The organism is Kitasatospora sp. NPDC001261 (assembly GCF_042896795.1).
Classification (GTDB): domain Bacteria; phylum Actinomycetota; class Actinomycetes; order Streptomycetales; family Streptomycetaceae; genus Kitasatospora.
Genome location: NZ_JBIAXP010000034.1, coordinates 39,851 through 52,698 on the forward strand (window position 1 = coordinate 39,851; position 12,848 = coordinate 52,698).

General features: G+C 75.7%; 10 protein-coding genes. 3 read left to right on the forward strand and 7 right to left on the reverse strand.

Annotated elements, in window-relative coordinates:
• Window positions 1-2: 2 nt before the first annotated feature.
• From ACFY4B_RS35475 to ACFY4B_RS35490, 4 genes are all read right to left on the reverse strand, one after another.
• A complete protein-coding gene (locus ACFY4B_RS35475) occupies window positions 3-2,528 on the reverse strand; it encodes a tetratricopeptide repeat protein (RefSeq protein WP_387974807.1) in 2,526 nt (841 codons plus the stop codon).
• A 5-nt stretch (window positions 2,529-2,533) separates the two neighbouring features.
• Entirely contained in the window at window positions 2,534-3,895 is a 1,362-nt protein-coding gene (locus ACFY4B_RS35480; RefSeq protein ID WP_234348701.1) for a hypothetical protein, read from the reverse strand.
• Window positions 3,896-4,197: 302 nt separating this feature from the next.
• Window positions 4,198-5,103: a glutamate ABC transporter substrate-binding protein gene (locus ACFY4B_RS35485; protein ID WP_387974810.1), complete on the reverse strand. Its 906-nt coding sequence runs from the start codon at window positions 5,101-5,103 to the stop codon at window positions 4,198-4,200.
• 112 nt (window positions 5,104-5,215) lie between these two features.
• On the reverse strand, window positions 5,216-6,757 hold the full coding sequence (locus tag ACFY4B_RS35490) for a hypothetical protein (RefSeq protein WP_387974813.1): 1,542 nt from the start codon (window positions 6,755-6,757) through the stop codon (window positions 5,216-5,218).
• Between the two features lie 360 nt (window positions 6,758-7,117).
• Here ACFY4B_RS35490 and ACFY4B_RS35495 point away from each other — a divergent pair, with 360 nt between their 5' ends.
• Window positions 7,118-7,693, forward strand: a complete 576-nt coding sequence (locus ACFY4B_RS35495; protein ID WP_049649370.1) for a nucleosidase — start codon at window positions 7,118-7,120, stop codon at window positions 7,691-7,693.
• Between the two features lie 107 nt (window positions 7,694-7,800).
• Here the strand turns inward: ACFY4B_RS35495 and ACFY4B_RS35500 are convergent, their stop codons facing one another.
• The gene (locus ACFY4B_RS35500; RefSeq protein WP_387974816.1) at window positions 7,801-8,733 is read right to left on the reverse strand and encodes a sigma-70 family RNA polymerase sigma factor; all 933 of its coding nucleotides are present in this window, start codon (window positions 8,731-8,733) and stop codon (window positions 7,801-7,803) included.
• Window positions 8,734-8,836: 103 nt separating this feature from the next.
• On the opposite strand from ACFY4B_RS35500, the gene ACFY4B_RS35505 reads away from it, so the two are divergent.
• Window positions 8,837-9,619: an SDR family oxidoreductase gene (locus ACFY4B_RS35505; RefSeq protein WP_387974819.1), complete on the forward strand. Its 783-nt coding sequence runs from the start codon at window positions 8,837-8,839 to the stop codon at window positions 9,617-9,619.
• Window positions 9,620-9,845: 226 nt separating this feature from the next.
• On the opposite strand, the gene ACFY4B_RS35510 is transcribed toward ACFY4B_RS35505, so the two are convergent.
• Window positions 9,846-10,496: a cysteine hydrolase family protein gene (locus ACFY4B_RS35510; RefSeq protein ID WP_338016376.1), complete on the reverse strand. Its 651-nt coding sequence runs from the start codon at window positions 10,494-10,496 to the stop codon at window positions 9,846-9,848.
• Window positions 10,497-10,511: 15 nt separating this feature from the next.
• Between ACFY4B_RS35510 and ACFY4B_RS35515 the strand changes: the two genes are divergently transcribed.
• Window positions 10,512-11,474, forward strand: coding sequence for a GlxA family transcriptional regulator (locus ACFY4B_RS35515; RefSeq protein WP_074005563.1), 963 nt, complete (start codon window positions 10,512-10,514; stop codon window positions 11,472-11,474).
• A 29-nt stretch (window positions 11,475-11,503) separates the two neighbouring features.
• On the opposite strand, the gene ACFY4B_RS35520 is transcribed toward ACFY4B_RS35515, so the two are convergent.
• Window positions 11,504-12,709 (reverse strand): MFS transporter, encoded by a 1,206-nt coding sequence (locus ACFY4B_RS35520; protein ID WP_387974822.1) that lies wholly within the window; start codon window positions 12,707-12,709, stop codon window positions 11,504-11,506.
• Window positions 12,710-12,848: the final 139 nt, after the last annotated feature.

Below are 12,848 nucleotides of genomic sequence, written 5' to 3' on the forward strand. Positions count from 1 at the left end.
TGCTACACCCACGTCCTGGGACGGGCACGGTTGGCCCGTTCCACCATCTCGATCCTGGTCTCCGCCCGGTCGGCCAACCGGGCGAGTACCCGGTAGGACTGTTCCAGGGCGAAGCGCAGTTCCCGCTCCTGTGCGGGACGTCCCAGTACCACCAGGTCGGTGGTGCGCCGGCCGGCCGCCTCCTCGGCGCCGACCCAGCCGAGGGCCGTGTCGAGCACCTCGACGGCGAGCTCCTCGCGGCGGCGGGCGTCCAGCCGCAGCGCGGTCAGCTGGGCGGAGCTCGCGCCGAGGTCGGCGGCCAGGTCGTCGGTGGTCCTGCGCTCGCGCAGCCGGGCCCGGACGGCGGCGATCCGGGCGGCGGTGTAGTGGCTGGAGGTGGCCGGGACGGTCTCCAGGACGCGGACCGCGGCGGTCCGGTCCTCCTCGGCCAGCCGGACCCGGGCCAGCCCGAAGGCGGCGCTCAGGTAGGCGTGGTCGGTGGCCCACACCAGCCGGTAGAACTCGGCCGCGTCGCCGCCGTCGCCGAGCAGCTCGGCGCAGATGGCGAGGGCCAGCTTGGGGGCGGCCTCGCCGGGGAAGGCGTCGTAGACGGCGTCGAAGGCCTCCGCAGCAGCCCGGAGGGCGGTGGAGGAGCCGTCGACGAGGGCGGTCAGCCCGCGGTACCAGACCACCCGCCAGTCGTCCGGCTGGTCCCGCTCCAGCTCGGTGAGGCGGTTCACCGCGTCGTCGTGGCGGCCGAGTTCGAGCAGGGCGCGCAGTTCGCGCAGCCGGCTCTCGACCGAGACGGCGGGCGCGGCGGCCAGTGCGGCGAGCGTCTCCTCGGGGTCGGGGGTGACCAGGACGGCGAGGAAGCCCGCGTTCGGGTCGCCGGGGTCGACCCGGGGGACGGGCAGTGCGAGGGCGGCGGCGGCCGGGTCCAGGGGGGCCACCCGGAGCTGCCCGGCCTGTTCGGTGGGCAGGACCAACTCGGTGTCCACGACGCGCAGTTCGGGGCCGAACAGGGTGGATGGCGCGGGCCGGGGCCGGTCGTCCTGGAGGGCCAGGACCTCCCGCAGCACGCCGGTGAGCTGGTCGGCCATCTCCTCGGCGGAGGCGAAGCGGCGGGCCGGGTCCGGGTCGGTGGCGCGGACCAGGAAGCGGTAGTACGACTCGTACCTGGCGAAGACCTCGACCTGTTCCGGGCCGGGCAGCGAGTCGCGGTAGGTGCCGCTGTAGCCCTGGAAGTCGAAGGTGAGCACCGCGAGGGTGCGGGCCACGGTGTACAGGTCGGAGGCGACGGAGGGGCCGTCGGTGGCGATCTCCGGGGCCTGGTAGCCGATGGTGCCGTAGATCGGGCCGTCGTCGTCGAAGCGGCGGACCGCGCCCATGTCTATGACCTTGAGCGTGTCGCCGCTCTGGATCACGTTGTCGATCTTGAAGTCGCAGTACACCAGGCCCCGGCCGTGCAGGTAGCCCAGGGCCGGCAGCGCCTCCAGCGCGTACGCGATCCCCTGCTCGACGGGCAGCGGTTCGCGCCGGCCGTCCGCGGTGCGGCGCTCGTTGGCGATGTCCTTGAGCGACTTCCCGCCGACGTACTCCATCACGATGTAGCCGTCGGTGGAGCCGGTGCGCAGGTCCGGGTGCTCGGCGAAGTTGATGATCCGGACGATGTTCGGGTGGTCCACCTCGGCCAGGAAGCGCCGCTCGGCGACGGCCGCCGCGAGCGCGTCCTCGTCCCCGGTGTCCAGCAGGCCCTTGAGCACCACCCACTTGTCGTGGACCCGCCGGTCCACCGCCAGGTAGATCCAGCCGAGCCCGCCGTGCGCCAGGCAGCCCACCACCTCGTACTGCCCGCCGACCAGGTCGCCGCGGCGCAGCTTGGGCGTGAACGAGTACGGCGTGCCGCACTTGGTGCAGAAGCCGTCCGGGCGGCCGGGGCGGCCGTTCTTCTCCCGGCCCACCGGGGTCTCGCACTTGGAGCAGAACCGCTTGCGCTCGGGCACCTCGGGGTCGGCCAGCACCGCCTGGGACGGGTCGGCCGCCTCGACGGTCGGCACGGTGACCAGGCCGGCGCCCAGCCGGTTGCGGGTGCCGGCGGTGGAGCCGCCCCGGGTGGAGCGGACCGAGAGGGAGCGGCTGCTGCCGGTGCGGGTCGAGCGGTGCGAGCGGGAGCGGCCGGACATCGAGCGGGCCGAGCCGGTGCGGACCGACAGCGAGCGGGCCGAGCCGTCGTGGCCGCGGCCGGGGGAGACCCGGGCGGAGGGGACGTGGGGCTGGGTGACGCCGGTGTCGCCGCCGGGCGGGGTCAGGCCGCACTCGTCGCAGTAGCCGTCCGGGTCGATGGTGCCGGAGCAGTCGCGCGGGCAGGGCGCGCCGGGGCCGGCGGCCGGTGTCCCCGTGGCCCCTGTCGCCCCCGCGCCCGGTGCCCCCGCCGCTCCGGTCGTCGCGGTGGTCCCGCCCGCCGGGGCGAGCCCGCACTCGTCGCAGTAGCCGTCGGCGTCGATCCTGCCGCTGCCGGAGCACTCCGGCCGTTCGCACGTCCCGCCCATCACCCTCAGCCCCCCTGGACCTGTCCGTCGGCCGGCTCCTGGCCGGCCGCCTCCTGTGCCTGCCCGGCCTCGGTCTGGGCCGGGCGCAGCGACTGCTGGAACCGGGCCACCGCGGCGGCCGCCGCCCGCAGGTCGCAGGGCGCGCTCCACAGCAGCCAGCGCGCCTTCTCGTACCGTTCGATCACTTCCGGGTCCTCGGAGACCCGCAGCCGGGCCGCCATCGCCTTGTAGGCGTCCAGCCGGCCGCGCAGCTCGGCCCGGACGGCCAGCGGCTGGGTCACCTCGGTGAGCGACTGCCGGGCCCGGCCCAGCTCCTTGGCGGCGGCGTCCTCCAGCGTGTCCAGCAGCGGCGCCAGCCGGCCCCACTGCCCGGCCTGGCGCAGGTCCAGGGCCGCGACGATCCGTTCGCGCAGCGCCGAGGCCGGTCCGGGCACCGCCGGGACGTCGCTGGACGCTATCTTCGCCAGCACCTCGCCGCGCGCCCGGCGGGCCTCGGCCAGGGTGGCGTCGGCCCGCTGGAGGAGGTCGCCGACGCCCTGGAGGCGCTCCTCGGCCTCGTCGCGCAGCCGCAGCAGGTCCTCCAGCTCCAGCCGGACGCCGTCCAGCGCCCGCCCGGCCCGGTCGAACCGCTCGGTGTCGACCACCCCGGCCGGGCCGGCGAAGGCCGAGCCCTCCGGGACGGTGCCGCGCTGGGCGGGTACCCGGGCCGGGCGCCACAGCGCCAGCGGGTCCCCGTGGACCTCGGCGCGCAGCCCGGTGAGGTCCTGCTCGATCCCGGCCAGGTCGTCGCCCAGCGGGTGGCTCCCGGTGCGCACGCCGAGCGAGGCGGCGAGGGTGCGCACCCGCTGGAGCTCGGCCAGCAGCAGGTCGATCCGGGCGGGCAGCGCCGACCAGACCGCGTCGGCGGCGCTGACCACCTCCAGCACGGTGGCGTACCAGGAGTTCATCCGGACCATCAGCGCGTCCAGGCTGATCCGCTCGACCAGCCTGGCCGGCGCGCCGAGCACCTGCGGGCCGTCCGGTACCACCCCGCCGGGGACGGTCACCGCGTCGCCGGTCAGCAGTTCGCTCAGCTCGGCCAGTTCGGGCGCGCCGGGCTTGGCCTTGCGGGCCCGGACGGCGCGCGCCGAGGCCAGCGCCTCGGAGTAGCGGTCGAACAGCGCCCAGAGCAGGGGCAGGCCCTTGCCGGCGACGGACCAGCGCTCCAGGGTGCGTCCGGACAGCTCGGCGCCGTCCAGCAGCCGCAGGCCCGAGTGGTCCTGGAGGGCGAGCAGCGCCGACTCGACCGCGTCCCGCTCCGCGCCGAGGCGGGCGAGCGCGCGGTCGACCTCCTCCCGGTTCAGTACCGGGCCAGCCGATGCCGCCACCGCGGTGTCCTTCCTTCCTCGCGTGCGATCCCGACGTTCCTGACGTTCCTGACGTGCTGGACGTGCCTGACGTGCTGGACGTACCGGACGTGCGGTCCCACGACAACCCCCGTGTCCACCACCGGTCTCCCCGTGGTGATCGTCCCGAACCCTAGCCGGTGGCCGTTCGGGCGGAGCGGGCGCGGGGCGTCAAGGCACCGTCAACGCCCCGCTGACGGCCCGCGCGCTACCTCCCCCGCGCCGTCCCCCGCGTCGCCCCCGGACCGGCCCGGGGTGGACCCCGGGGCGGCCCCGACGCCGGCTCAGCGGGTGCCCGGCCAGTAGCGGTCGGCCTCGTTGAGCATGTACGGCTTGAGCCAGTGCTCGTACGAACGGGCCCAGTCGCCGCGCGCGTAGTAGTCGGCCAGGACCTGGTTGACGCGGGCGGTCAGGTCGGTGCTGTCCTTCAGCATGGCGACGCCGACCACCTCCGGCTGGGCCTCGCCGTCCACGATCCGCACGGTCTGGTCCTGCGCGGCCTGACCGGCCGCCAGGCCGTTGTCGGTCATGGTCGCGTCGACCTTGCCGAGCTGCATCAGGACCAGGCAGTCCAGCTGGTTCTCCACCGTGACGACCTGCCGGGCGGTCTTCTTCTCCGTGACCACGGTCAGCGCGGTGGAGCCGGCGGCGGCGCAGACCCGCTGGTCCTTGACGGCGTCGTCGATGTTCTTCGCCGACGAGGCCGTCGGCACCAGGACGCGCTGGGTGATGTTGAAGTACGGCTTGGAGAAGGCGACGTCCTCCATCCGCTTGCAGTTGATCGTCATGGTGCGGACGATCAGGTCGACCCGGCCCTTCTTGATGGCGTCGATCCGGTCGGCCGTGGCCACCGGCTTGAGCACCACCTTCTCCGGGTCGCCCATGACGGCCGCGCCGATCGCCCGGGCGAGGTCGATGTCGAAGCCCTCGATCTGGCCGGTGTTCGGGTTGCGGGCGCCCCAGCGGTAGCTGTTCTGGTCCACGCCGATCACCAGGCTGCGCCTGGCCTTGATGGCCTTCACGGCCGGGCCGTCGTCGGTGCTCGGCGGCACGCTCTTCGTGACGTCGCAGCCGTCGGCCTGCTCCTGCTGCTCCTGCTGGTCCTGCTTCGTCCGGTGCACGGCCGCCGGCGCGGCGCCGACCGGGCCGCCCCCGGCGAGCACGGCCGCGCCGGCCGCCAGCAGGGCCACCGCGACGGCGGGCCTGGTCCTCCTCCCGGAACCGCCGGAACGGCCGGAACCACTGGAACCTCTGAAGCTCCTGAAACCCCTGGTGCGCATCGGTCGCTCTCCCCCTTGCCCGTTACCGGTACTCGGCCAGTCGCCGGCCCAGGCCGCGCAGCGCGGCGGCCGCGGCCACCAGGCCGAGCAGCGCGGCGGCGACGGCGGCGGTGCGCAGGTCCCCGCCGGTGCCCTCGGCGGCCTGCTTGAAGCGGTCCTGCTCGATGTCGGCGGCCTGGGCGAGCGCCTTGTCGGTGGCGTTGAAGGAGGCGTCGGCGGTGGCCGCGTCGCCCTTGGCCGTCACGGTGGCCTCCAGCGCGCCCTGGTAGTCGGCCTCGAACACCTCCCGGTTCCGGGCGGTGTCGTGCCGTTTGCGCCACTCGTCGAACTGCTTGGCGGCCTCCCGGACGCCCGGCTGGGCGGCCGAGGGGGCCAGGCGGAGGGCCTCCGGCAGCGAGCCGGCGGACCGGTCCGCCGGGACGTCCGTGGTGCCGGCGAGGTCTCCGACGGCCTTCGTCCACTGGTCGGCGTACTTGGTGGTCGAGCCGCGGGCGACGAAGTGGAGGTTCTCCGCCAGCCGGGCGGTCAGTACGTCCGCCCGGGCGGTGTTGAGCGCCTTCAGCGGGGCCGCGCCCTCGTGGACGCTCCGCTTGAGCGCCGCGCTGGTGGTCAGGCCGGTGACGGTCAGCCACAGCCCGCCGGCCAGGACGGCGGCGGTGGCGCCCAGCAGCCCGATGTTGAACACCCGGTTGGTGCGGCGGAACAGCGTGAGCTGCACCCAGGCCAGTGCGGCCAGGGTGACCAGCGCCAGGCCGTACGCCCCCCACGGCACCGCCTTGGCCTCGGCGTAGTCGTCGGCCAGCTCCTGGTTCTCGGCCGCGGCCAGTTCGGCGGCGGCCGGCAGCAGCACGGTCTGCATCTGCTCGGAGGCGTACCGCAGGTAGGCGCCGCCGAGCGGGATGCCCTGCCGGTTGTCGGCCCGCGCGGTCTCCACCAGGCCGGCGTAGGCGGGGAGTTGCTGGTTCAGCCGGGAGAGCGAGCCCTGGGCGGGCGAGGTCGCGGTGGTCCGGGCGGCGGCCTGGGCGATCAGCTTGGCGGCGGTGGCGATGTCCTGCTCGTAGCGGGTGCGGACCGCGTCGGGCTCGGCGCCGGCCAGCAGGAAGCCGCTCGCCGCGGTGGTGGCGGCGTCGGCCAGGCTGCGGTGGATCTCGGCGGCGTCCCGGCTGAGCGGCTGGCTGTACGAGACCACCCGGTCGGCGGCCTGCGCCCTGGTCTCCAGCTGCCAGGCGGTGAGCCCGCCGAAGGCGACGGTGAGCACCGCGAGCACCACGCCGGCCAGTCGCAGCCGGCCTGGGGGCGTGCGGGTGGCCTGTGCGAGCCGGGCGCGCACGCCGGTGGCGACGGCCGCCGGAGGGCGCTTCTCGGGCGCCCCACCGGGTCTGGCCGCCGGGGGCGCCCCGCCGGACTTCGCGAGCGGGGCCGATCCGGTGACGGCCGGTGCCCCCGGTGCGGCCGCCGCCACCGGCACGGCCGTCGCCACCGCGGCGCCCGGCGCCCCCGGCAGCTGGTTCGGCCGTGCCGGGAACGCGGCGCCGGACGCGCCGTTGCCTACTGGTGTTGCCACCCGCCTCATCCTCCCCTGGGGCCGGGCCCGTCCCCGGGGCCCGACCGATGGCAGCAGTATGGCCGTGACTCCCCCCGACCACACCTGACTTGCGCCGATCTTGAGCATGTCGTGCACGTCCCCCGGACGGCCCGTGGCACCGGCGCGGCCGGTGCCGTCGGCGCCGTCGGTGCGGCCCGTACGGCCCGTACGGTTCGTGCCGCTCCCGCCGGTCGTCTCCTGCCGGTCGTCCCGAGAGGTGGCGAACCGTCCGACGCGGGCCGCACCCTACGCGGTTCCCCCGGCCGGGCGGAGCGCGGGGGTCCGGTTGCGGGCGGGCTTTCCCGGGTGCGGCGACCCCTCGCTCCGTACGATGGAGGTATGCGCCTGCTTGGAACGATCTCGCCCGACCGTCCGCTGCTCGTCGTCGCCGTGCGCGAGGAGGCCGCCCACCTGGACGACCGCCTGCCCGTGCTGCTCACCGGGATAGGGAAGGTCAACGCCGCCGTCGCGCTGGCCACCGTCCTCGCGCAGGGCGAGAAGCCGTCCGAGGTGATCAACCTCGGTACGGCCGGCGCGCTGCGCCCCGGCTGGGAGGGCACCCACCACGTGGTCCAGGTGATCCAGCACGACCTCGACACCGCCGCCCTGCACGCGCTCACCGGGCGTGAGTACGGGGCCCCGCTGGTGATCGGCAAGGGCGACGGCCCGGTGCTGGCCACCGGCGACCTCTTCGTCTCCGACACGGACGCCCGCGACCGGCTCGCCGAGCACGCCGACCTGGTGGACATGGAGGGCTACGCCGTCGCCACCGTCGCCCACCGCGCCGGGCTGCCGGTGCGGCTGGTCAAGCACGTCAGCGACCAGGCCGGGGACGGTGCCGAGCACAGCTGGAAGGAGGCGGTGGACGACTGCGCCCGGAAGCTGGCCGACTGGGTGGTCGCGCAGGGCTGGTGACGTCGCCTCAGGGGCTGGTCAGGGTGGCGCGGTGACCGGGGGGAACGCAGGGCCGACCGGGCTTGACCGGGGAGGGCGCGGCCGCCCTCCCCGCCCCGCCTCCCGGGTCAGCCGTTCCGGAAGTCGGTGAGGTCCAGGCCCGCCAGCCGCTGCGGGTCGGTGAGCACGTCGATCGCGACGATCGCGCCGTCCACCACGGTGAACGCCATGACCGACAGCGGCCGGCCGTTGTCGCCGATGACCACCGCGCCCGCGGTGCCGTTGACCAGCGCCGGGCGGGCGAACGGCGACAGCGTGCCCCACAGGACGGCCTGGCCGGCCACCGTGCCGGCGCCCGAGAGCACCACGGTGTGCCGGGCCAGCAGCGCGCCGCCGTCCGAGCGCAGCACCACGTCCGGGTCGAGCACGGCGAGCAGCGCGTCCAGGTCGCCGTTGCGGGCGGCGGCGAAGAACGCGTCCACGGCCGCCCGCTGCCGGCCGGGGTCCGGGTCGGGCGCGGGCGCCTGCCCCTGCACCTTGCGGCGGGCCCGGCTGGCCAGCTGGCGGGTGGCGGCGGCGGTCTTCTCGATCAGCGGGGCGATCTCCTCGAACGGCACCGCGAACAGGTCGTGCAGCACGAAGGCGACCCGCTCGGCCGGTGACAGCGACTCCATCACCACCATCAGCGCCAGCCCGACCGAGTCCGCGAGCATCACCTCCTGCTCCGGGTCCACCACGCCCTCGCGCCGCAGCAGCGGGTCCGGGATGCGCGGCGGGCCCGGCTCGCCGCCCGGCCCGGCGGGCTCCAGCGGCTCCTCGCGGCGCTGGGCGCGGGTGCGCAGCAGGTTCAGGCAGACCCGGGAGACCACCGTGGTCAGCCAGCCGCCGAGGTTGTCCACCCCGGCGGTGTCGGTGCGGTCGTAGCGGAGCCAGGCCTCCTGGAGGGCGTCCTCGGCCTCGCTGATCGAGCCGAGCATCCGGTACGCGACCGCGCGCAGGTGCGGGCGGTGCTCCTCGAAGAGCGCGGTCCGGGCGGATTCCCCGTCCACCTTCTCGTCCACGTGTCACATTCCTTCGTCGCCGGGGGTCAGGGCAGCAGGAATCACCCAACAACGGCCGCGGCGGGGAGATCAACTCCCCTCCCGGGACGAATCGGAGACGGTCATGACGAAGAACACGGTGCTGGTCACCGGAGGTACCGGGACCCTGGGCCGGCAGGTGGTCCCGCTGCTGCGCGCGGCCGGGCTGCCGGTGCGGGTGCTCAGCCGGCGGGAGCGCCCGGACGCCGACGGCGTCGCGTACGTGCGCGGCGACCTGCTCGGCGACCCGGCGACGGCGGCCGCCCGGCTGGACGAGGCGCTGGCGGGCGTGGACACCGTGCTGCACCTGGCGGGCGGCCCCAAGGGCGACGACGTCGCCACCCGGCTGCTGGTCGCCGCCGCCCGGCGGGCCGGGGTGCGGCACCTGGTGTACATCTCGGTGATCGGCGCGGACCGGCTGCCGCTCGGCTACTTCCGGGCCAAGCACGCCGCCGAGCGGGCGGTGGCCGAATCGGGCCTGCCGTACACGGTCCTGCGGGCCGCGCAGTTCCACGACCTGGCGTTCACGGTGGCGGAGAAGACGGCCCGGCTGCCGCTCGTCCCGGCCCCCGGCGGGGTCCGCTGGCAGCCCGTGGACGTGCGGGAAGTCGCCGCCCGGCTGGTGGAGTTGGCGCTGGGCGAGCCGGCCGGGGCGGTGCCCGACCTGGCCGGTCCGACGGTGTACGCGATGGAGGAGCTGACCCGCGGCTACCTCGCGGCGCGCGGCCGCAGCCGCCGGCGGCTGCCGCTCCGGGTGCCGGGCAAGGTCGGGCGGGCGTACCGGGCGGGGGAGAACCTGGCCCCGGCGGGCGCCGACCACGGGCGGCGGACCTGGGAGGAGTACCTGGCGGAGCGGCTGGCGGCCTGACGGCTGCCCCTTCGTGGTCCGTGGGGTGGCCGCCGTGCCCCTCCTCGACGCCGTCCGCGCCGACTCCGCCGCCGCGCTTGGGCTCAGCGGCCCCCCGGCCGCCGTGCTCGGGCCCGACGTCCCCCGGCCTTCGGGGCCCTGGCGCGGCTGCGGGAGCTCGCGCTGGGCCCCGGGGCGTCGTACGTGCTGCTCAATGCCGAGGAGGGCAACGCCTACGAGCCGCTGTTCAGGCCCGGGCGGCTCCGGTGACGTCCTCGGTGGTCACCACCTTGGCGAAGCGCATCGCGTGCAGGGTGGCGGCCGTGGCGCGGGCGAGGTCGGCGGCCGGGATGGTGGTGCCGTCCGGGCCGGCCATGTCGAAGGAGTGCATGGCGTCGGTGGGGAAGATCGCGTCGTAGCCGAGGTTGCCGGCCATCCGGGCGGTGGTCTCGCAGCACACGTTGGTGATGATCCCGGTGACCACCACCTGCCGGGCGCCGCGCTCCTGCAGCCAGGCGTGCAGGTCGGGGGTGCCGTAGAAGGCGCTGTTGACGGTCTTGGTGACGTGCAGCGCCGGGGTGAGCCCGGCGACGAAGTCCTTCAGGTCGTGCCCCGGGGTGCCCCCGGCCAGCGGCGTGCCCGGGCCGTCGTGCTGCACGGTGACGATCGGGCGGTCGGTGTCCTGCCAGGCGGTGATCAGCTCGGCCATCCGCTGCTCGGCCTGCGGGTTGTCGCGGGGGCCGAAGGCGGGGGCCTCGAAGCCCTTCTGGACGTCGATGAGCAGCAGGACGGCGTCGGGGTCGAGGGCGAGGGGGGCGTCGAAGGCGTCGAGGTTCGTCATGCCGTCCATGGTGGTCGGCGGGGCCGGGGAGGCGTGATGGGCGGAGATGCCGACCATCGATAGATTCCTGCCATGCGTACGGTGGGTTGCCTGATCTTCGACGGTGTCCGGGCCTTCGACTACGCCGTGATCGGCGAGGTGTGGGCGAACCGGGCCATCCGGCCCGGCCAGCCCCTCTTCGACCTGCGGGTCTGCGGGCCGGAGGGCGCCCGGGTGCGGCTGGGCGGCGGGCTGGAGCGGCTCCCCGACCACGCCCTGGGCGCGCTCACCGACTGCGACCTGGTGGTGGTGCCGGGCGTCGAGGACCCGGGGGCCCGGCATACCCCGGAGGTCCTGGGCGCCCTGCGGGCCGTCGCCGCGGCCGGCGTCCCGATCGCCTCGCTCTGCGCGGGCGCCTTCGTCCTCGCCGAGGCCGGCCTGCTGGACGGCCGCGAGGCCACCACCCACTGGGCGCTCGCCCCCGAACTCGCCCGCCGCTTCCCGGCGGTGACGGTCCGGCCCGAGGTGCTCTTCACCGGCGGCGACGGCCTCTGGACCTCGGCCGGCGTCGCGGCGGGCATCGACCTCTGCCTGCACCTCGTCCGCACCGCCCACGGCCAGCGGGCCGCCGCCACCATCGCCCGCGCCATGGTCACCGCGCCCTTCCGGGCGGGCGGCCAGAACCAGTTCCTGCCCTCCCCGGTCCCGGACGCCGCCGTCGGCGACGACCCGCTGGCCCGCCTCCGCGCCGAGGTCCTGGCCTCCCTCGACACCCCCTGGACGGTGCGCCGGATGGCCGCCGCCGCCCTGATGTCCGAACGCACCTTCGCCCGTCGTTTCACCGCCACCACTGGCACCACCCCGATGCGCTGGCTCCTCGACCAGCGCGTCCTCACCGCCCAGCGCCTCCTGGAGGAGACCGACCTGCCCGTCGACACCGTCGCCACCCACTGCGGCTTCGCCTCCGCGGTCTCCCTGCGGCCGGTCTTCGTGGACCGGGTCGGCGTCGCCCCCCGCGAGTACCGCCGGGCCTTCCGCGGCCGCGAGGAGGGCTGAGCGGTTCGCACCGGCTGAACCGGTGCACGTCATCCGGGAGTTGATGGAGCGGTGGCGGGGCGGCGGGGGCCCGTTGCGGCGGAGAGGGCGAAGACCAGCAGGCCGAGGGCCGTCATGGCGGCGCCGGCGAGGTTGGTGAGGGGGAGGGCGGTGTCGGGGTGGGGGCCGCCGTGTTCGATGACGGCGGCGCCGAGCAGGGAGCCGAGGGTGATGCCCACGCCGAAGGCGGCGGTGTTGGCGGTGCCGACCAGGGCGGAGTCACGGCCCGCGACCCGCAGGACGTAGGCCTGGGTCGGGGTGAGCAGGCCGAAGCCGCAGAAGCCGAGCAGGAAGAGGGTGGCCACGGCGGCGCCCTTGTGGTGGACGGTGGCGGTGAAGAGGGCGAGGGTGAGGGCGAGGGCCGCGAACAGGGCCGCCGTCGTCGGGACGAGGGCGCGGTCGGCGGCCCGGCCGGCCAGCCAGTTGCCCGCGACCAGCCCGGCGCCGTAGACCGCCAGCAGCCAGACCACGTCGCCCGTTCCGAAGCCGGTGACGGCGGTCAGCATCGGCTGGACGAAGGTGAAGGAGGCGAACAGCCCGCCGAAGCCGACGGCCGTCGCGGCGAGGGCCAGCCAGAGGCGGAGGTCCGCGAAGACGGCCAGTTCGGCGCGGAGCGAGGGCGCGGCGGAGGCGGGGGCGTCGGTGGGGGCGGTGTCCGTGCGGGGGAGGAGCCGCAGCAGGCCGAGCAGTCCCGCCGCGCCGAACACGGCGACCAGCACGAACGCCCCGCGCCAGCCCCAGGCCTGCCCGGCCAGGGTGCCGATCGGCAGGCCGAGCACGTTGGCCAGGCTCAGCCCGGTGAACACCAGGGCGATCGCGGCTCCCCGCCGGGCCGTCGGGACGAGCCGGGAGGCCACGACGGAGGCGACGCCGAAGAAGGCGGTGTGGGTGCACCCGGTGAGGAAGCGGGTGGCCAGGAGCAGGCCGAAGGTCGGTGCGAGGGCCGAGGCGAGGTTGCCCGCCGTGAACAGCAGCATCAGCAGGACGAGCAGGCGCCGGCGGGGCATCCGCAGGGTGAGCAGGGCGAGCGCCGGACCGCAGGCCTGGCCGACGGCGTAGGCGGTGGTGACCAGCCCGGCGCGGGCGACGGTGACGTCGAAGTCGGTGGCGAGGGCGGTCAGCAGGCCGTTCGTGACGAACTCGGTGGTGCCGACGGCGAAGGCGCTGAGGGCGAGCGCGAGCAGGGCGGGGGGCATGGCGGTGGAGGGTCCTTGGCTGGGGCGGGGCCGGGGCGCGGCCGGACGGGGCCATGCTCCGGCGCCCCGCGCGCCCCCGGCCAGCCACCTGCCGTTCCTGCTCCTCGGAGGGTCACCCACGGCGCTGGCCTGCGGAAAC

What these genes read in the sequence shown, in the direction of transcription:
- ACFY4B_RS35475 (WP_387974807.1), bottom strand. Translation starts at nt 2,528, where the DNA reads ATGGGCGGGACGTGCGAACGGCCGGAGTGCTCCGGCAGCGGCAGGATC.
- ACFY4B_RS35495 (WP_049649370.1), top strand. Translation starts at nt 7,118, where the DNA reads ATGCGCCTGCTTGGAACGATCTCGCCCGACCGTCCGCTGCTCGTCGTC.
- ACFY4B_RS35505 (WP_387974819.1), top strand. Translation starts at nt 8,837, where the DNA reads ATGACGAAGAACACGGTGCTGGTCACCGGAGGTACCGGGACCCTGGGC.
- ACFY4B_RS35510 (WP_338016376.1), bottom strand. Translation starts at nt 10,496, where the DNA reads ATGGTCGGCATCTCCGCCCATCACGCCTCCCCGGCCCCGCCGACCACC.
- ACFY4B_RS35515 (WP_074005563.1), top strand. Translation starts at nt 10,512, where the DNA reads ATGCGTACGGTGGGTTGCCTGATCTTCGACGGTGTCCGGGCCTTCGAC.
- ACFY4B_RS35520 (WP_387974822.1), bottom strand. Translation starts at nt 12,709, where the DNA reads ATGCCCCCCGCCCTGCTCGCGCTCGCCCTCAGCGCCTTCGCCGTCGGC.